Annotated in this window: 19 protein-coding genes; 9 read left to right on the forward strand and 10 right to left on the reverse strand. The window is 35.7% G+C overall.

The window, feature by feature from the left end; all coding sequences use genetic code 11:
- The first annotated feature begins 59 nt into the window (after nucleotides 1-59).
- The 4 genes from LF887_RS09760 to LF887_RS09775 all read left to right on the forward strand — a co-directional run bounded on the left by LF887_RS09760 (nucleotide 60) and on the right by LF887_RS09775 (nucleotide 3,308).
- Nucleotides 60-1,037 carry an acyl-ACP desaturase gene (locus LF887_RS09760; RefSeq protein WP_236859000.1) on the forward strand — a complete coding sequence of 326 codons (978 nt, stop codon included), beginning with the start codon at nucleotides 60-62 and terminating at the stop codon, nucleotides 1,035-1,037.
- Nucleotides 1,038-1,135: 98 nt separating this feature from the next.
- Nucleotides 1,136-1,567, forward strand: a complete 432-nt coding sequence (locus LF887_RS09765; protein WP_236859001.1) for a BT0820 family HAD-type phosphatase — start codon at nucleotides 1,136-1,138, stop codon at nucleotides 1,565-1,567.
- 164 nt (nucleotides 1,568-1,731) lie between these two features.
- Entirely contained in the window at nucleotides 1,732-2,541 is an 810-nt protein-coding gene (gene map / locus LF887_RS09770; RefSeq protein ID WP_236859002.1) for a type I methionyl aminopeptidase, read from the forward strand.
- Nucleotides 2,541-3,308: a class I SAM-dependent methyltransferase gene (locus LF887_RS09775; RefSeq protein ID WP_236859003.1), complete on the forward strand. Its 768-nt coding sequence runs from the start codon at nucleotides 2,541-2,543 to the stop codon at nucleotides 3,306-3,308. Before map ends, LF887_RS09775 begins: the two co-directional genes overlap by 1 nt.
- Before the next feature lie 66 nt (nucleotides 3,309-3,374).
- Here LF887_RS09775 and LF887_RS09780 read toward each other — a convergent pair whose 3' ends face one another.
- Together LF887_RS09780 and LF887_RS09785 are read right to left on the reverse strand one after the other, a co-directional pair.
- Nucleotides 3,375-3,704 carry a DMT family transporter gene (locus LF887_RS09780; protein ID WP_236859004.1) on the reverse strand — a complete coding sequence of 110 codons (330 nt, stop codon included), beginning with the start codon at nucleotides 3,702-3,704 and terminating at the stop codon, nucleotides 3,375-3,377.
- Nucleotides 3,705-3,928: 224 nt separating this feature from the next.
- Nucleotides 3,929-4,492, reverse strand: coding sequence for a Crp/Fnr family transcriptional regulator (locus LF887_RS09785; protein WP_236859005.1), 564 nt, complete (start codon nucleotides 4,490-4,492; stop codon nucleotides 3,929-3,931).
- Between the two features lie 330 nt (nucleotides 4,493-4,822).
- Between LF887_RS09785 and era the strand changes: the two genes are divergently transcribed.
- Nucleotides 4,823-5,698 carry a GTPase Era gene (era, locus tag LF887_RS09790; protein WP_236859006.1) on the forward strand — a complete coding sequence of 292 codons (876 nt, stop codon included), beginning with the start codon at nucleotides 4,823-4,825 and terminating at the stop codon, nucleotides 5,696-5,698.
- A gap of 66 nt (nucleotides 5,699-5,764) precedes the next feature.
- Nucleotides 5,765-6,193, forward strand: coding sequence for a DoxX family protein (locus tag LF887_RS09795; protein WP_236859007.1), 429 nt, complete (start codon nucleotides 5,765-5,767; stop codon nucleotides 6,191-6,193).
- A 73-nt stretch (nucleotides 6,194-6,266) separates the two neighbouring features.
- On the opposite strand, the gene LF887_RS09800 is transcribed toward LF887_RS09795, so the two are convergent.
- Nucleotides 6,267-6,428, reverse strand: a complete 162-nt coding sequence (locus LF887_RS09800; RefSeq protein ID WP_236859008.1) for a bacteriocin-like protein — start codon at nucleotides 6,426-6,428, stop codon at nucleotides 6,267-6,269.
- 122 nt (nucleotides 6,429-6,550) lie between these two features.
- On the opposite strand from LF887_RS09800, the gene LF887_RS09805 reads away from it, so the two are divergent.
- On the forward strand, nucleotides 6,551-8,953 hold the full coding sequence (locus LF887_RS09805; RefSeq protein ID WP_236859009.1) for an alpha/beta hydrolase family protein: 2,403 nt from the start codon (nucleotides 6,551-6,553) through the stop codon (nucleotides 8,951-8,953).
- A gap of 94 nt (nucleotides 8,954-9,047) precedes the next feature.
- Here LF887_RS09805 and LF887_RS09810 read toward each other — a convergent pair whose 3' ends face one another.
- On the reverse strand, nucleotides 9,048-9,737 hold the full coding sequence (locus LF887_RS09810; RefSeq protein WP_236859010.1) for an HAD family hydrolase: 690 nt from the start codon (nucleotides 9,735-9,737) through the stop codon (nucleotides 9,048-9,050).
- A gap of 77 nt (nucleotides 9,738-9,814) precedes the next feature.
- Here LF887_RS09810 and LF887_RS09815 point away from each other — a divergent pair, with 77 nt between their 5' ends.
- Both LF887_RS09815 and LF887_RS09820 read left to right on the forward strand, forming a co-directional pair.
- Entirely contained in the window at nucleotides 9,815-10,378 is a 564-nt protein-coding gene (locus tag LF887_RS09815; protein WP_236859011.1) for a Crp/Fnr family transcriptional regulator, read from the forward strand.
- Nucleotides 10,379-10,705: 327 nt separating this feature from the next.
- A complete protein-coding gene (locus LF887_RS09820) occupies nucleotides 10,706-11,209 on the forward strand; it encodes a GNAT family N-acetyltransferase (protein ID WP_236859012.1) in 504 nt (167 codons plus the stop codon).
- An 85-nt stretch (nucleotides 11,210-11,294) separates the two neighbouring features.
- Here LF887_RS09820 and LF887_RS09825 read toward each other — a convergent pair whose 3' ends face one another.
- The 6 genes from LF887_RS09825 to LF887_RS09850 form a co-directional block, all read right to left on the reverse strand.
- On the reverse strand, nucleotides 11,295-12,119 hold the full coding sequence (locus LF887_RS09825) for a GLPGLI family protein (protein WP_236859013.1): 825 nt from the start codon (nucleotides 12,117-12,119) through the stop codon (nucleotides 11,295-11,297).
- Between the two features lie 79 nt (nucleotides 12,120-12,198).
- Entirely contained in the window at nucleotides 12,199-13,560 is a 1,362-nt protein-coding gene (locus LF887_RS09830; protein WP_236859014.1) for an MATE family efflux transporter, read from the reverse strand.
- A 98-nt stretch (nucleotides 13,561-13,658) separates the two neighbouring features.
- The gene (locus LF887_RS09835; protein WP_236859015.1) at nucleotides 13,659-14,843 is read right to left on the reverse strand and encodes a sigma-54-dependent transcriptional regulator; all 1,185 of its coding nucleotides are present in this window, start codon (nucleotides 14,841-14,843) and stop codon (nucleotides 13,659-13,661) included.
- A gap of 47 nt (nucleotides 14,844-14,890) precedes the next feature.
- Complete coding sequence (locus LF887_RS09840; RefSeq protein ID WP_236859016.1) at nucleotides 14,891-15,559, reverse strand: YggS family pyridoxal phosphate-dependent enzyme; 669 nt, start codon at nucleotides 15,557-15,559, stop codon at nucleotides 14,891-14,893.
- 63 nt (nucleotides 15,560-15,622) lie between these two features.
- Nucleotides 15,623-16,483 carry a polysaccharide deacetylase family protein gene (locus tag LF887_RS09845; protein WP_236859017.1) on the reverse strand — a complete coding sequence of 287 codons (861 nt, stop codon included), beginning with the start codon at nucleotides 16,481-16,483 and terminating at the stop codon, nucleotides 15,623-15,625.
- 306 nt (nucleotides 16,484-16,789) lie between these two features.
- Nucleotides 16,790-17,518 (reverse strand): DUF72 domain-containing protein, encoded by a 729-nt coding sequence (locus tag LF887_RS09850; protein WP_236859018.1) that lies wholly within the window; start codon nucleotides 17,516-17,518, stop codon nucleotides 16,790-16,792.
- Nucleotides 17,519-17,520 lie beyond the last annotated feature (2 nt).

The raw sequence follows: 17,520 nt of genomic DNA on the forward strand, positions 1-17,520 counted from the left end.
TTATTATGCGTTAAATAATAAATAAATCATATCTTTGTCAATTAAAACTGAATAGTAAAATGTATCAAAAGCTTGTTAGGAAAGAAGTAATGGGAATATTGGAAAAGGAAGTAGGTTCTTTTCTTGATAAATTTTTAACGCCGATTGAAAAAATATGGCAGCCTTCCGATTATTTACCAGATCCTTCAAGCGATGATTTTAAGCATGATTTAGAAGAAATTCAGACTTTTGCCCGTGAAATGCCTTATGATTTATTTGTAACATTAATTGGAGACTGTATCACGGAAGAAGCTCTTCCATCTTACGAGTCCTGGTTGATGGGAGTAGATGGAATCAATCAGGAAGAAAAACTAGGCTGGGCAAACTGGGTGAGAGCATGGACTGCTGAAGAGAACAGACATGGTGATCTGCTGAACAAATACCTTTATCTGTGTGGTAGAGTAAATATGAGAGAAGTAGAGATCACTACTCAGTATTTGATCAATGACGGTTTCGATCTTGGAACCAGTATGGATCCATACAGAAACTTTATTTATACAAGTTTTCAGGAAACAGCTACCAATATTTCTCACAGAAGAGTAGGAACATTGGCAAAGCAGTCAGGAAACGGTAAATTAGCCAAAATGTGTGGCGTAATTGCTGCAGATGAAGCAAGGCACGCTAAAGCTTATAAACATTTCGTAGCTAAAATCCTTGAAATAGACCCTTCAGAAATGATTCTTGCGTTCGAAGATATGATGCGTAAGAAAATCGTTATGCCTGCTCACCTGATGAGACAATCCGGACAGAAAGCAGGAGAACTTTGGGGGCATTTCTCAGATGCTGCACAGAGATGTATGGTATATACAGGGAATGATTATATCAATATTATGAAAGACTTATTAGATGAGTGGAAAATAGAGCACGTAAAAGGTCTTACAGAGAAAGCGGAAAAAGCTCAGGAATACCTGATGAAGCTTCCTGCAAGACTACAGAAGATCACAGACAGAGTTTCTACTCCGGATCTTCAGTTCCAGTTCAACTGGGTAAAGAGCTAAAAGTTCCATATTATTATTTAATTTATAAAAGTATTGAGTGCCTTTCTTTTTGGCACTCTTTTTTATTTCTTATCTTTGCAAAGCTAAAAAAGAACAAAATGTTAAATAATAAAAAGATTGCTGTTGACTTTGACGGGACCGTTGTGGATGATGCTTATCCGGCAATTGGAAAACCGAAAACCTTTGCTTTCGAAACTTTAAAAAGACTGCAGGCAGAAGGATACAGACTTATTCTTTGGACCTATAGACACGGAAAAACGTTAGATGAAGCAGTAGAATTCTGCAAAAAAAACGGAATCGAATTCTATGCAGTAAACTCAAGCTTTGAAGGAGAGGTCTTTGACTCTGAAAATCAATCCAGAAAACTGGATGCAGATTGGTTCATTGACGACAGAAACTTAGGTGGATTCCCGGGATGGGGCGAAATCTACAATATTATTCAGGAGAGAATAGAATTCCGTGTAGAAGGAAAAGAAGTTCTTGCCTATTCAAAATTAAAAAAAGAAAAGAAAAAAGGACTTTTCTGGTAAGACCAAGCATAGAAGCCAGACATTAAACAGTAGTTTTTTTAGTGTCATATTCATTATTGAGCTTCTTGAGTATTATTAGAAAAGTTGATAGATCATTAAAAGTTAAATGCACACAATGCTGTGATATTAACTTCTTGTATCTAATATCTAACATCTATACAACAATGATTCAATTAAAAACGATAGACGAATTGCGTCTTATGAAGGAGAGTGCCCGACTGGTTTCTAAAACATTGGGAATGTTGGCAAAGGAAATTAAACCGGGGATTACTACCTTATATTTAGATAAACTGGCTCATGACTTTATCAAAGATCATGGTGCTGAACCTGCATTCTTGGGATATGGAGGTTTCCCGAACTCTCTGTGTATTTCTCCGAATGACCAGGTAGTTCATGGTTTTCCTAATAATGAAGTCGTAAAAGAAGGAGATGTTCTTTCTGTAGACTGTGGAGTTATCCTTAATGGTTTCGTAGGAGATCATGCCTATACTTTTGAAATCGGTGAAGTAGCACCGGAGGTTAAAAAATTACTGCAGGTTACCAAAGAATCTCTTTACAAAGGGATTGCGCAGTGTGTAAGAGGAAAAAGAATAGGGGATATTTCCCACGCTATCCAGGCACATTGTGAAAAAGAAGGGTATGGAGTAGTAAAAGAACTTGTAGGACATGGTTTAGGAAGAAAGATGCACGAAGATCCACAAGTACCTAACTATGGCAGACAGGGAAGTGGAAAAGTGATCAAAGACGGTTTGGCTATTGCTATTGAACCAATGATCAACCTTGGTACCGAAAAAGTAAAATTCCATAATGACGGCTGGACAGTAACTACTTTAGATAATCTGCCATCTGCTCACTTCGAACATGATGTAGCAGTAATCAACGGTAAGCCGGTATTGCTTTCAACATTTGACTATGTGTATGAAGCTTTAGGGATTGTAAGTGATGAAGAAAAGCAGTTCCAACTGGATTTTTAATGAAAAAGGTAACTAAACTTTTACTGAATAAAATTCCACGCCCCATGCTGATTAAAATGAGCATCTGGGCAAGACCTCTTATTTATCAGTTTTTCAAAGGAGATGAGTTTTACGATCCTATAGATGGAAGATCCTACAGGAAATTTCTTCCTTATGGATACGGAAAGCAAAGAGAAAATGCGCTTTCCCCGGGAACTTTAAGCCTGGAAAGACATCGTCAGATGTGGCTTTATCTTCAGAATGAAACTGATTTCTTCATTAAAAATTATAAAGTACTTCACATTGCTCCCGAACAGGAATTTTTAAGGAAATTCAAAAGGATGAGCAATCTGAACTATATTTCAGCAGATCTTTACTCTCCGATAGTAGATGTAAAGGCGGATATTCTGGACTTGCCTTTTGAGAGTGAAACCTTCGATATTGTTTTCTGTAATCATGTTTTGGAACATATTGAAGATGATGCAAAAGCAATGAGTGAACTGTATAGAGTAATGAAACCAGGTGGATGGGGAATCCTTCAGGTACCGATGAAAAATTCTTTGGAGAAAACTTACGAAGATTTTACAATCACAGACCCGAAAGAACGCCAGAAACACTTCGGACAGTACGATCATGTTCGCTGGTACGGAATGGATTATTTTGACCGTTTAAAGAAGGCAGGTTTTGAAATAGAACCCAACTTCTATTCGCAGAAATTCTCCGAAGAAGAAATTAAAAAATATGGGTTAAGGCATAATGAGATCTTACCTATAGTTTACAAGAAATAAAAATAAAAACGTCTTCATATCCTGAAGACGTTTTTTTAGATAGTTGTTTATATTACATCTCTTCTTTTAGTGCGAAGAAACAGCCTTTAAGCCAATCACAGAACCAATTAAGGTGATAATGAAAAATATTCTCCAGAAGCTTACAGGATCCTTAAAAAAGAAAATTCCCATTAAGGCAGTTCCCACTGCTCCAATTCCTGTCCATACCGCATAGGCCGTACCGATAGGTAATGCCTGAGTGGCTTTAATAAGTAGCACCATACTTATTGTCATTGTCACCAGGAAGCCTGCAAACCAGTAATAAGATTCCGTTCCGGAGGTTTCCTTTGCCTTTCCTAGACAAGATGCGAATGCAACTTCAAATAACCCGGCAATAACTAAGATAATCCAATTCATTTTTTAAATTTTTCTTCTGCAAATTTCAGTATTTGAAAGGAGAAAAAATTTTACAATTGTTAAAAAATGATCCATAAAAATATGTTTTATGAAATAAAATAGAAAGCCCGGGAGAAGAAAGCTAATGTAGTTTCAATAAGAAATTCCATTCAATCGTTATCAATTGAAACAGCAATTAAGGTTTGAATATAATTTATAAAAAAGAATGTATCTCTCATTTTCTATTATTTAATCTCCGCACGGATTCTGCTTAAGCTTACCTGGGTAATTCCAAGATACGATGCAATATAGCCGAGCTGAACTCTCTTAAGTAAATCAGGCTGATAGGAAATGATATCTTTATATCGCTCCAAAGAAGTTTTGAACTGTCTTGAAATAATGAGTTCCTCAGACTTTATCATCTCCGCTTCGGCTAATTTTCTTCCCCAGTTGGCCATATGAATATCTTCATTAAAAAGTTTTCTGAGATTTTCCGTTTCCAGTACATACAGATCACAGTCTTCAAGTAATTCAATGCTTTCATAACCCGGTTTGTCTTCCACATAGCTTTTCATGGAAAGCACACATTGGCCTTCACTTCCAAACCAGAATGTAATATCATTTTCTGACGTGGAAGAATAAGCACGTGCAATACCCTTACGGATAAAATAAACATACGGAATTACTTTATCAGCTTCCATCAGGCAGAATCCCTTAGGATGGGAAACTTCTGTAATATGCTCTTTTAAGCTGTTTTTAGAAGCTTCAGGGAGAATGTAAATGGAGTCAAGAATCTGGTCTATATTCATAAAAATGAATTCTAATATTCAAAAGTATCAGTTTTAAGTAATGCAATACAAAATTATGTGATAATTTTTATAAGAAACATTCTAAATTGAAGGTAATATTTCTTAAATCAAAGCTTATCTTAATACCCTTTGATTTCTGTTGATTCTTATTTATTTTGAAATAACCCGATTGACGATGATTTTATAAAAAATAAATAAAAATTGCCCTTCAGAGTTTCCTTTGTTAAACATATTTAATGCTACATAACTCTCTTTTTTCTTTTAAATATTGAGATTAACTGTAAAGACCAATTTTGTTTTACTAACTTTGCAGTTCGTAATATTATTTTTATGCACAAAGCTGGATTTGTAAATATAGTTGGAAAGCCTAATGCCGGAAAATCTACACTGCTCAACCAATTAATGGGGGAGAAGCTGGCGATTGTAACGCAGAAAGCTCAGACAACCCGTCACAGAATTTTTGGTATTTATAATGAAGAAGACCTTCAGATTGTATTTTCTGATACTCCCGGAGTATTAGATCCTAAATACGGCCTGCAGGAAAAAATGATGGATTTTGTAAAAGACTCTTTACAGGATGCAGATGTATTTCTGTTTATTGTAGACGTTACCGATAAAGCGGAACCTTCAGAGTTTTTGATTGATAAGTTAAATAAAATCCCTGTTCCTGTACTTCTGTTATTGAATAAAGTAGACCAAACCGATCAGGCAGGTCTTGAAAAACTGGTAGAAGAATGGCACAATAGAATTCCAAAAGCGGAAATTCTTCCTATCTCTGCACTGAATGCTTTCAATACAGAGGTTATCTTACCTAAAATAAAATCATTACTCCCTGAGAACCCTCCATACTATGATAAGGATCAATATACGGATAAACCCGAGAGATTCTTTGTTAATGAGGCAATACGTGAGAAAATTCTTTTGAACTATGATAAAGAAATTCCATATTCTGTAGAAGTGGTAACTGAGCAGTTTAAGGAAAAAGAGGGAATTATCTTTATAGATTCTATTATCTATGTAGAAAGAGATACCCAGAAAGGAATCATTATAGGTCACAAAGGAGAAGCAATCAAAAAGGTAGGAACTGAAGCAAGATTGGATCTTGAGAAATTTTTCTCTAAGAAAATTCACTTAAACTTATTTGTAAAAGTGAAAAAGGACTGGAGAAAGAATGACAGAGACCTTAAAAATTTCGGTTACAGATAAACTAAAAACGTTGTAACCCCTTTGTATTAAAAGATTTTTATTACCTTAGTCTAAATTTTTTAGTAAATGAACTATAACAATTCAAATTCAGGATCGATACTTAAAGATATTGTTTTATTGGCAGTGAGGGTATTTGTAGGTTTTGCAATGCTGTCTCATGGATTCCCAAAACTTCAGATGCTGTTAGCAGGAGGTAAAATCGATTTTTTTGATTTTATGGGATTAGGCCCTCAGATATCTTTGATTCTTACGGTCTTTGCAGAGTTTGTATGTTCAATATTACTGATATTAGGGCTCTTTACAAGAGTTTCATTAGGATTTTTGATTTTTACCATGGTGATTGCTGCATTTGTGGTTCATGGAGCAGATCCTTTTGAGAAGAGAGAAATGAGTCTTATTTACCTTTCAGTTTATCTACTGTTAATAGTCATGGGGGCTGGAAAGGTTTCTGTAGACCATATGATAGAAAGAAGAAAAAGAGCTTCAGATTGGTAAACCTATACTAACTAAGATAAAAAATACAAAATAGAAGAGGCATCTCATAAAGTGAGATGCCTCTTTGTTTTATTTAAGGTCTGCAAGGATATGAAGTTGGTATACAATCCCAGATTGGTGATCCTGTATCAGTTCTTCCTACCACGCATGCTCTATAGCCCGAATCGCATAAAGGGGCATTCCCTCCGATAATTGTTTTCAGACTTCTTTTTGATAATTTTCTTAAATTTTTCATATTGTTTTAATTTGGTTTGATAAATGTAATGAAAACATACACAATATGACACTTATAAGTGTGTTATTTTTTGATTTTATAAATGTGTTAAAATTCACTACTTTCGTAGAAAATGAATTTATATGAAGATAAAACTGACAATTTGCCTTTTGGCATTTCTCAATTTTTATGATGCACAGGAAAATATTACTTATCAAAAGCCTTCTGCTGAGATTCTTAAGCTGGCAGATTATCAAAGGCCGCCAAGCGTTTTGATGAATAATAAAAAAGATTGGGTGGTTTTTACTTACCGCGCAACTTATAAAACACTTCAGGATCTTAGTCAGCAGGAAATGAAATTGGGAGGATTGAGAATTAATCCCGTGACGAATATTTCAAGTACAGCTACCTACTTCAATAATTTGAAGATCAGAAAAATTAGCGATAAAAATGAAATTCAGGTAAAAAACTTACCAGCAGAGGCTAGAATTACTTATATTTCATTTTCTCCTGATGAAAAGAAACTTGCTTTTACCAATACGACAACCAAAGGGGTAGAGCTCTGGATCGTCGATATGGAAACGGTTTCTGCAAAAAAAGTGACAGCAGATAACCTGAATGCGAATTTAGGAACGCCTTATAGCTGGTATAATGATTCACAGAGTTTACTGATCAAGACACTTCCTCAGAACAGACCTGCTTTGATAGATTCTGATAAAGATCTTCCAACAGGGCCAATTGTTTCTACCTCGGATGGAAAGGTATCACAAAACAGAACGTACCAGGATCTCTTAAAGAATCCTCAGGATGAAAAAAACTTTGAGACTCTTACTGCTTCAGAAATCTATAAAGTAGACCTTAACGGAATTCTTAAAAAAGTGAAAGATCAGGATATGTATTCCGGACTTAGCTTTTCTCCTGACGGAAACTATTTAATGACAACCGTGATTAAAAAGCCATTCTCTTATATTGTGCCGTTAAGCAGATTTCCATCAGTAACTACTGTTTATGATTTGAATGGAAATCTTGTAAAAGCAGTGAATGAAGTTCCTCTGAATGAAATCATGCCTAAAGGCTTTTCATCTGTAAGAACAGGGAAAAGAAATATGATGTGGAGAAGTGATGCGCCTGCAACACTGGTTTTCGCTGAAGCACTGGATGGAGGTGACCAGTCTAGATCTTCCGAATACAGAGACGAGATCTTCACATGGGAAGCACCATTTACAGCATCTCCGAAATCTTTTTTCAAAACAAAACAGAGATATGATGGGGTAAGCTGGACCAATAACCACTTTGCCATTGTTTCTGAAGAATGGTATGATACCAGAAATACAAAATCTTACCTGATCGACCTTAATAACGGGGAGGCAAAAGTGATCGATGACAGAAATTCTCAGGATGTATACAGTGATCCGGGAAATTTTAATACTGTGAAAAATCAGTATGGAAGAACTGTTGTTGATATGAAAGGAGATAAGGCTTATCTGATAGGAGATGGGTTTACTAAAGATGGTCAGCATCCGTTCATTGATGAGATGGATGTTAAATCTCTCAAAAAGAAGAGACTTTATACTTCAAACCTTAAGAATACGAAAGAAGTGATTGTTGATATTCTCGACCCTTCAAAAGGAGAGATATTGACAACCCAACAGTCTTCAAGCCAGTATCCTAATTATTTTAAAAAGAATATTAAGTCTAATAAAGCCTTTGCAGTAACTAATTTTGAAAATCCATTTGAAGGATTAAAGAATGTTTATAAAGAAGTTATTACTTATAAAAGGAATGATGGTGTAACCCTTACAGGAACGCTTTACTTACCTGCAAACTATGACAGAAAGGCTAAGAAGGAAAAACTGCCGTTATTAATCTGGGCATATCCCAGAGAATTTAAAGATAAGGATACCGCAGGACAGAGTACTCAGAATGACAATGACTTTACATTCCCTACTTACGGTTCTTTTGTATATTGGACCGCCAAAGGGTATGCTGTTTTAGATAATGCCGCTTTCCCAATCATTGGTGAAGGAAAAACAGAGCCAAATGATACTTTCATCCCTCAGCTGGTAGCTAATGCAGCAGCGGCAATTGATGCTGTAGACCAGTTAGGATATATCGACAGAAAGAAAGTGGCTGTAGGAGGACATTCTTATGGTGCCTTTATGACAGCGAATCTGTTGACCCATTCTAACCTTTTTGCATGTGGTATTGCACGAAGTGGTGCTTATAACAGAACCTTAACTCCTTTCGGATTTCAGAGTGAGCAGAGAAATTATTGGGACGTTCCGGAGATCTACAATACGATGTCTCCATTCATGCATGCTGATCAAATGAAAACACCACTTCTTCTGATACATGGTGATGCAGACAACAATCCCGGTACATTTACCTTACAGACAGAAAGGTATTTCCAGGCACTGAAAAACCTTGGCGCTCCGGTAAAAATGGTTCTTCTTCCAAAAGAGGCCCATGGATACCAGGCTAAGGAGAATATTTTACATCTTTTATGGGAACAGGATCAATTCCTTGAAAAGTGTTTGAAAAAATAATATTGAGAGAGGCTGTTTATGACAAGCAGCCTCTTTTTTATTTTGGTCTTATCCTACAGCAGAATGTACTTTTAAACCTAATGATTAATCATTTTTACAGATGCTTCAGGATTCCATTAATACTTTCCAGTTCCATAAAATTTGGATGTTCCAGATTGCGATCATGCTGTTCGTGGTTCCAGGTGACATGATAAGGAATATGAGCCGCTGATCCCCCGATTTCCAGTACGGGCAAAATATCTGATTTAATGGAATTTCCCAACATTAGAAAATTTTCAGGCTGGCAGTCCAGATGTTTCAACAGTTTTCTGTAATCATTTTCTTTTTTGTCACTCATGATCTCAATGTGATGAAAATAATCCTGTAATCCCGAGTTTTTCAGTTTACGTTCCTGATCCAGAAGATCCCCTTTTGTAGCAACCACTAATCGGTATTTCCCTTTCAGGCTTTCAAGGGTTTCCGTGACTCCATCCAGAAGCTCAATGGGTTTTTGAAGAAGATCCTGACCGAGCCGGATAGCTTTATTTACAAGCTCTAATGATGCCGTATTATTGGAAACTCTGCCAATAGTTTCAATCATACACAACATAAACCCTTTTACTCCGTAACCATATAAATGAAGATTCTTCATTTCGGTTTCAAATAACGCTTGTGATACCGAATGAAGTGGAAGATAATCTTCCAGTAAGATACAGAATTCTTTCTCTGCCTCCTGAAAATAAGGTTCATTGATCCAAAGTGTATCATCTGCATCAAAGGCAATAGTGGTAATATGATTATTCATTTTTGTTTTGTAATTTTCTACTCACAAAATTCAGTATAAAAAATAAATAAGAAAAGGACATTTGTCCCGGATCAGATATGTTACGAACAAATCAGGCGTTTTTAAGCTATTTTGAGAATCTTTATAATGATCAGAATCATAAAGATGATATTGTACTGAAATCCTTTTCCAGGGATGAAAATATTTTAAGGCAGGATCAACCGCTGTCAAGGCTGATGCTTCTAAAAGAGGGAATCGTTAAATGTTATTTTACTGAAGAAAACGGCAAAGAATATATTGTCGAATTTCTGGGAAAAGGTGAAATACTGGGAGAAGTGGAGATGATTAAAAATATCAGCTGTTTATGTGGTGTAAAAGCCGTATCTGAAGTAACCGTATATGAAACAAATATTTCCCATTTTAAATCTTTAATCAAAAACGATCTTGCTCTGAATCACTTACTACTGGATTCTTTCGCAGAAAGAATTATCAATACTTCCAGCAGGGCATCCTATCAACAGCTATATACGGTAGAACATACTGTAATGCAGTTGCTGGATATGCAGTCCAAACAAGGAATTCAGATCTCAAAAGAAGATATGGCGGCCTATCTGGGGATTACGGTGAGAAGTTTAAATAGAATTTTAAAAGATGTGAAATAAAGCAGTTGATAAAACACAAAACATAAAGAATTTTTCTTTTAATCTGCTTGATTGGTAAAATATCCTGGCGGTTAAAAATAATAAATATTCAATTTTATCGGAGATAGAATCCTTATGTCTTTAAAGTATTCGAATAATAAAACCTATTACATTTTAGCGATTTTTCAAAATAAAACATTCATGTAAAAATAATTTATATTGATTTTTTTGTTATTTAATTTAGGGGTGTGTTTGTTTAAATATAAAAAAAGAATAATTCAATTGTAAATTGATAGGGGTGTTTTTAAAATTTACTATTTTTGTATTTAAATAAGTTGAATTTAATCCATGGGACAATTAAAGTTCAGAAATGCCGAGTTATCCGATTTAGAGAAAATTGTAGAGATATACAATTCAACAATCGCATCAAGGATGGTGACCGCAGATGTAGAAGAAGTTTCCGTAGAAAGCAAGCAGAAATGGTTTGATGATCATAACCCTGAAACAAGACCTCTTTGGGTGGTTGAAGATCAGGAAGATCAGATAGTAGGTTGGGTGAGCTTTAGTTCTTTTCATGAAAGAGCGGCCTATAGCGGAACAGTGGAAGTAAGTATTTATCTGGATGAAAGCAGCAGAGGAAAAGGCTATGGGAAGACTATTCTTCAATATTGCATAGACAATGCCGGAAAATTTGGGGTAAATAACCTGGTGGCTCTTATATTTCTTCATAATGAGCCGAGCTTAAAACTCTTCCGTTACTTTGGTTTTGAAGATTGGGGAAACCTTCCTAATGTAGCTATTCTGGATGGAGTAGAAAGAAGCCTTGTCATATTGGGTAAAAGGATTGATTAGCATATAAAAATAGCAGTCTCAAAAGTATCGTAAACCTGCCACAAGGAGCGTTATTTTTGAGACTGCCGTTTTATTTATATTCTATTCAGCCTTTAAATAAAGGTTCTTTATCCTTTTCAATATAAATATACCGTCCTTTAATACCTTTCTGCAGCATTTCTTTTTTCCTGTTAAGTTCTTCAACAGATTCTACACTTTCATTTTTAAAGGTTAAATTTCCTCCATTCTTTATCTTTTCTGAAAATAACCTTGTAGGGTTTTGGTAAATATCTTCAATATATGTATTGAATTTTTCATTGGTGATAGGAAGTGCCGGCTTCCCATAGTGGGTTTCTACAAAATCTTTAGTGTCGTAATCTGCAACAAGCTTTTCGTTGTTAATGAGCTTATAGATGAAATTTTTATCCGTATCTTCAAGAATAAAGATCAGCCCGGGAAGGCCTCCGAATTTATAAGGACCCTCTTTGATATTGACCTCGTTGGAAAACCATGCACTCCAGCTTCTGCCTCCAAAATCTGTGGTGGCTTTTTGAAGTTTATAACCATTGTATTCTTTGGTTTCATTAAGTACCTGCCAATTCATCTCGTCATGTGTTTTTACCACAAAATACTCAAAGAAATCTCTGTACCATCTGTTATTGAAAGATTCAGGCTCTCTTTCAACAACCTGGTCGGTTTTTGTACTGTAATGGGAAACTGACTGATTAGCTTCCTTATTTTTTAAATCATAATCAGCAAAGTCCTTATCGTAAAATTTAACAGACTTAGGACTGATATCCAGATTCATCAGACTTTTTCTATATTCATCAGTTGTTTCTTTTCGGTACTGAAGTTCATAGGTAAATCTGTTGGTTTGAGATTGATATAGTGAAGCTGTGTATAAAGCAAAGATGATTAGTGTTTTTTTCATGTTTATTATTTTGAAGAGGCAAAAATAATAAAAAACGCAGAGCTATAGCTCTGCGTTTTTCACGTATCGTATTTTATTTTTACAAATTCTGCTTTATTCTTTTCGCAGACATATTCAAAAATCTTTTTACCAGAAAGACCGCTGATATCGTTAATCCCAGTCCCAGGGCAATCCACATTCCGAAAGCTCCCATTTTTAAGGTGACACAGAAGAAATAACCTAAAGGAATCGTAATTACCCAATAAGCGATAAAGGTATAAATAGACGGGATTTTCACATCCTGCAGCCCTCTGAGCATTCCCAAAGCTGTTACCTGAATTCCATCAGAAAGCTGGAATAAAGCAGCAATAATCATCAGTTTTGAGGCAAGAGTGATTACTTCAATTTCTTCTTTTTTCGTAAAGAAAGTAGGAAGTATATTTCTACCCAGAATGAAAATTAATCCGCAGATACACATAAAAATAAAGGCAATCTTAAGGTTGTTAATGCCTGCTTTTCTAAGCTCAACAAAATTTTGTTCACCCACTTTTCTTCCGATCATTACTGTGGAAGCAACACTGAAGCCTACACATAAATTGAATGTGAAGGAAGCCATACTTAAAGCGATTTGGTGAGAAGCAATATCATGAGCAGAGATCAGCCCGCAAATAAAGGCAGCTCCCGCAAAAGCAGTTACTTCAAAGAACATCTGTAAAGCAGTTGGCAGTCCCAGTTTTACCATTTTATCAAACATTTTCTTAGAAAAAACCTGAATTTTCAATGAAAAATCTTTAATATAACGTCTTGTACGCTCTTCTTTAAGCAAAACAAAATAAAGGAAAACAACCATGAAAATTCTTGAAATAAGAGTAGCCAGGGCAGATCCTTTCACTCCCATCGCAGGTATTCCCCAAAGACCTTTGATAAATACATAGTTCAGTACAATGTTGATAATATTGGCAATAATGGTGGCTTTGGTAACTCCTATCGTGTAAGACAGTCCTTCAGAAACCTCACGAAGGGTTTGAAATGCCATAAACGGAATCATACTGATCACCATAATACTTAAGAAACTCACGGTATCCGGAATGATCTTGGCAGGCTGCCCCGAGTGGTAGAGTAGAGGCATCCCAAGAAGTAAAACAACTGTCAGGATAATTCCGACAGACATATTGATGATAAATCCGTGGCTGAAAACAGAATTGATGGTGGCGTGATCTTCTTTGGAATGCGCTTCCGAAACCAATGGCGGTATTGCAAATGAAAACCCAAGTGCCAATACAAATATGGAGAAAAATACAGCGTTTCCTAATGAAACAGATGCCAATGCATCAGCACCCAGCAGCTTACCGACAATAATATTGTCGAATAAGTTTACTGAAACCTGCCCCACCTGAGTAAGCATCACAGGCAGAGCCAAAGTCAGGCACTCTTTTGTATAGTTTTTGTTTAAAAAGTTCATAATATTTTAAGATTCATATAGTTTATAATTAAAACAGGGCAAAAAAAAATTTGCAGTAGTTACTGCAAATTTTTATAATATAGTGAATAATCGATAAATTATTTCCTTACAAAACTTGCAACGTCACCTTCAGAAACAGAATTTCCACCAAGAATGATCAATCTTTCCACAACATTTCTTAGCTCTCTGATATTTCCAGTCCACGAAAGAGCTTTTAAAGCATCAATAGCTTTATCATCAAACTTTTTCACTGCAGTACCGTGCTCGTCAGCAATCATGCCGGAGAAGTGGTCGACCAATAATTTGATATCCTCTTTTCTTTCGTCCAATGGCGGAACATAAATTTCAATTACAGAAAGTCTGTGGTAAAGGTCTTCTCTGAATTTTCCTTCCTCAATTTCTTTCTGCATATTTTTATTTGTTGCTGCAATTACTCTTACATCAACTTTTATTTCTTTATCACTTCCTACCGGAGAAACTTTGCTTTCCTGAAGGGCTCTCAATACTTTAGCCTGAGCGATAAGGCTCATATCACCAATCTCATCAAGAAAAATAGTACCTCCGTTAGCCTGTTCAAACTTTCCCTGTTTATCTTTGATAGCACCCGTAAAAGAACCTTTTACGTGTCCGAAAAGTTCAGATTCAATAAGCTCAGATGGGATTGCAGCACAGTTTACTTCAATCATTGGTCCTCTTGCGCGGTCGCTTTGATTGTGAATAGCGTGGGCTACCAGTTCTTTACCGGCACCGTTAGGACCTGTAATTAAAACTCTCGCATCAGAAACGGCTACCTTCTCGATCATATCCTGAATCTTCTTTAAAGCAGGAGAATCACCGATCATCTGGTATTTTTTATTTACTTTTCTCTTTAATGTTTTATTTTCAGTCTGAAGATTTTTGTTTTCTTTCTTCAGTGTTTCTTTTACCAGCGCATTTTTCACGCTTGTGATCAGCCTGTTGATGTCAATTGGCTTGGAAATAAAATCATATGCACCCTCTTTTAAGCAAGAAACAGCAGAATCGATATCTGCGTGTCCCGAGATCATGATAAAAGTAGTTTCAGGTTTTAGGGAAAGACTTTGCTTTAAAAGTTCGGTTCCTGAAAGTTTAGGCATTTTGATATCAGAAATCACCAAAGCGAAATCTTCTTTTTCTACCTGTTTGTAGCCTTCAAGGCCGTCTTCAGCGATAACAAATTCATAATCGGTGAGTTCATCCGAAAGAATACTGTGAAGTACTCCTGAGATTGCTTTTTCGTCTTCTACTATAAGGATTTTTTGCATAGTTGCAAATTTAAATTTTTTGTTTCAATTATTAGCAAAAACCGTACCTAAAAATTCTGCTTTGAATAGTCTCTTCTGCCGAAAATAGCAGATCCAACCCGCACAGAATTGGCCCCAGACTCAATGGCCAATGGAAAATCATCACTCATTCCCATTGATAAAGTATCCAGTGTTTTTAGTTCGTTGAGTTCATCAAAAAGACTTTTTAAAATTAAAAACTCTTTTCTGACCTGCTGTTCATCTTCCGTGAATGTTGCCATCCCCATCAGCCCGGTAATTTCAATATTAGGAAAACTACCTTCAATATATTGTTGAAAAAGATCTTTTGCCTCAGAAATCTCAAGTCCGAACTTGGTTTCTTCCGCCGCAATTTTCACCTGAAGAAGAACTTTAATGATTCTATTGTGCTTCCCTGCCTCTTTATTGATCTCTGACAATAGTTTTTGAGAATCTACACTCTGTATAGTATCTACAAAAGGAGCTATATATTTGACTTTGTTGGTCTGTAAGTGCCCGATCAGATGCCATTGAATATCTGAAGGAAGAAGAGGCTGTTTTTCCATCAGCTCCTGAACTTTATTTTCTCCAAAAATTCTCTGTCCCAGGTCATACACTTCTTGTATCGCAGAAACCGGATGCGTCTTTGAAACGGCAACCAGTTGAACCCCGGATGGAAGCTGATCTTGGATGGCTTTATAATTTTCTTTAATACTCATGTAGGCAAATTTCCGAAATTTACTTGACAGTTGCTAGTTTATATCTCAGGTTTTATACAGGAATTAATTCAGAACCTCGTTGATTTTCGGATACTGAGAAATCTTTCTGAAAACGAATTTATTACTCTTCTGAAGTTTTTCAATAAACAGATCCAATTCGTTGATAGAATCTGTATCTCTGAGGTATTGGTCATGAGTAAGAAAAACAAGGTGTCTTGAAGTCTTTTCAAGATCGTTAAAGAAGATACTGTCTACTTTTTTAAGCATGGCTTCATGGCTTCCTTTCAATGTCATTTTTTGGGAAGGTCTCCACTCCAGATCCCATCCGATTACTTTATAACCTGCTTTTTTAAGGCCATTTGCCGCAGCAGTACTGCTTTTGATATCAGTAATATTTATATTATTGAGTCTCCAGATATTTCTGCCGGGAGTTCTTGCTATTTTATCAGTAAGTTTTAAACTGTCTTTGGCAATATCGAAATCATTCACAACAGCATCAGCATTTTTGTAAAAATCAGTGTATTTGTTGTGAGCATGAGAAAAGCTGTGATTAGCCAGTTCTATTAAAGGATTTTGCTTTAACAGTTCCAAATCGTCTTTTTGTTTTTTACTTCCATAGGCATGTTTTCCGACCAGAAAGGCAGTCGCACAAACATTTCTTTTGTCCAGGATTTTAAGAAGGTTTTCTGTACCCTGATTTGGGCCATCATCAAAAGTAAGGTAGATCACTCTTTTATCAGGATCCACGTTTTCTTCGTCCATTTTGGGGACGGTTTCTGCGGCAGGATGTTCCTGTGAATTGATGGAGGGGTTCACATCATTCTTGAAATTACAGCTGTTCAATAAAACTGAAGTTGCACTCATCAATGCAAGCATCCCGAGAAAAGTCGTGTTTTTTGACTTTCCCGCAAATTTTTTTCTCATTTAGGGTAAGGGAGATTTAAGTTGTTAAAAATCGTTAAAAATAACGACAGAATGTTAACAAATTATATGCCAATTTGAGCTTTATTTTACCTTTTTAAGCTTATTTTAAGAACTTGATGATAAAGGCAATTCGTGCTAATGTACTGATTGTGAAATTATGTTTTGTTTCGTTTCTGTTTTAACATTTATAATTGTTAAAGCAATAGTCTTTTTCTATATTTGTTGATGTTTCAATATTCTTCATGTGTTGGAGAATTATTTTTATTTTAACAAAAATTAGAAAAATTGAAAAGAGGATGAACAGTCCTATTCTAAAATGCTTTTTAGATACAATGCATTTCTAATGGCAGCAATCCCCCAGGTATTGTTGAAAAATATAAAGAGGGTTTGTGGGGTGTTCCTGACTTTTTTAGCAAGCTCATTCATGAAGGTTTCACTGTATTCAGATTTGTAAAGAACGGGTTTTCCGTGAAGCCTATAATAAAGTGCTTTCGGATGATTGAGGATCACATCCCCGGGAAGGTCGCCCGGAAAACTTACACCGGAAAAAACAATATTATGATCTTTTAAAAGGTCAAATATGTCTTTTTCCCACCATGAGCTGTGGCGGAACTCAATCACATTCAGAAAGGAGTGGTCTATATTCGTAATAATACGGTTTATGTTTTCTGATGTGTTTTTAAAAGAAGGAGGAAATTGGTATAGAAACCCGGAAAGCTTATCTTTCAGATTGCTTTGTATGTGATTACAGAATGCTGTAATTTCTTCCTTAGAATTTTCAAGCCGATTTTCATGGGTGATGGTTTTAGGTATTTTAATGAAAAATCTAAACAAATCCGGAGTTTCATCATACCATTTTAAAAGTGTTTTTGCTGTTGGTTTTCTATAGAATGTTGAATTGATTTCTACGGCATTGAAAGTTTGTGAATATAAAGAAAGAAAGTCTTTACTGGGAGCATTTTCAGGATATAATGACCCTTTCCAGTCGTTATTATAAAATCCTGAGCACCCTATGTAAAGACTTCCTTTTTTCATAC

The organism is Chryseobacterium sp. MEBOG06 (genome assembly GCF_021869765.1).
Lineage (GTDB): Bacteria > Bacteroidota > Bacteroidia > Flavobacteriales > Weeksellaceae > Chryseobacterium.

Coding starts and splice junctions, on each gene's coding strand:
- LF887_RS09760 (WP_236859000.1), top strand. CDS start 60: ATGTATCAAAAGCTTGTTAGGAAAGAAGTAATGGGAATATTGGAAAAG.
- LF887_RS09765 (WP_236859001.1), top strand. CDS start 1,136: ATGTTAAATAATAAAAAGATTGCTGTTGACTTTGACGGGACCGTTGTG.
- map (WP_236859002.1), top strand. CDS start 1,732: ATGATTCAATTAAAAACGATAGACGAATTGCGTCTTATGAAGGAGAGT.
- LF887_RS09775 (WP_236859003.1), top strand. CDS start 2,541: ATGAAAAAGGTAACTAAACTTTTACTGAATAAAATTCCACGCCCCATG.
- LF887_RS09780 (WP_236859004.1), bottom strand. CDS start 3,704: ATGAATTGGATTATCTTAGTTATTGCCGGGTTATTTGAAGTTGCATTC.
- LF887_RS09785 (WP_236859005.1), bottom strand. CDS start 4,492: ATGAATATAGACCAGATTCTTGACTCCATTTACATTCTCCCTGAAGCT.
- era (WP_236859006.1), top strand. CDS start 4,823: ATGCACAAAGCTGGATTTGTAAATATAGTTGGAAAGCCTAATGCCGGA.
- LF887_RS09795 (WP_236859007.1), top strand. CDS start 5,765: ATGAACTATAACAATTCAAATTCAGGATCGATACTTAAAGATATTGTT.
- LF887_RS09800 (WP_236859008.1), bottom strand. CDS start 6,428: ATGAAAAATTTAAGAAAATTATCAAAAAGAAGTCTGAAAACAATTATC.
- LF887_RS09805 (WP_236859009.1), top strand. CDS start 6,551: ATGAAGATAAAACTGACAATTTGCCTTTTGGCATTTCTCAATTTTTAT.
- LF887_RS09810 (WP_236859010.1), bottom strand. CDS start 9,737: ATGAATAATCATATTACCACTATTGCCTTTGATGCAGATGATACACTT.
- LF887_RS09815 (WP_236859011.1), top strand. CDS start 9,815: ATGTTACGAACAAATCAGGCGTTTTTAAGCTATTTTGAGAATCTTTAT.
- LF887_RS09820 (WP_236859012.1), top strand. CDS start 10,706: ATGGGACAATTAAAGTTCAGAAATGCCGAGTTATCCGATTTAGAGAAA.
- LF887_RS09825 (WP_236859013.1), bottom strand. CDS start 12,119: ATGAAAAAAACACTAATCATCTTTGCTTTATACACAGCTTCACTATAT.
- LF887_RS09830 (WP_236859014.1), bottom strand. CDS start 13,560: ATGAACTTTTTAAACAAAAACTATACAAAAGAGTGCCTGACTTTGGCT.
- LF887_RS09835 (WP_236859015.1), bottom strand. CDS start 14,843: ATGCAAAAAATCCTTATAGTAGAAGACGAAAAAGCAATCTCAGGAGTA.
- LF887_RS09840 (WP_236859016.1), bottom strand. CDS start 15,559: ATGAGTATTAAAGAAAATTATAAAGCCATCCAAGATCAGCTTCCATCC.
- LF887_RS09845 (WP_236859017.1), bottom strand. CDS start 16,483: ATGAGAAAAAAATTTGCGGGAAAGTCAAAAAACACGACTTTTCTCGGG.
- LF887_RS09850 (WP_236859018.1), bottom strand. CDS start 17,518: ATGAAAAAAGGAAGTCTTTACATAGGGTGCTCAGGATTTTATAATAAC.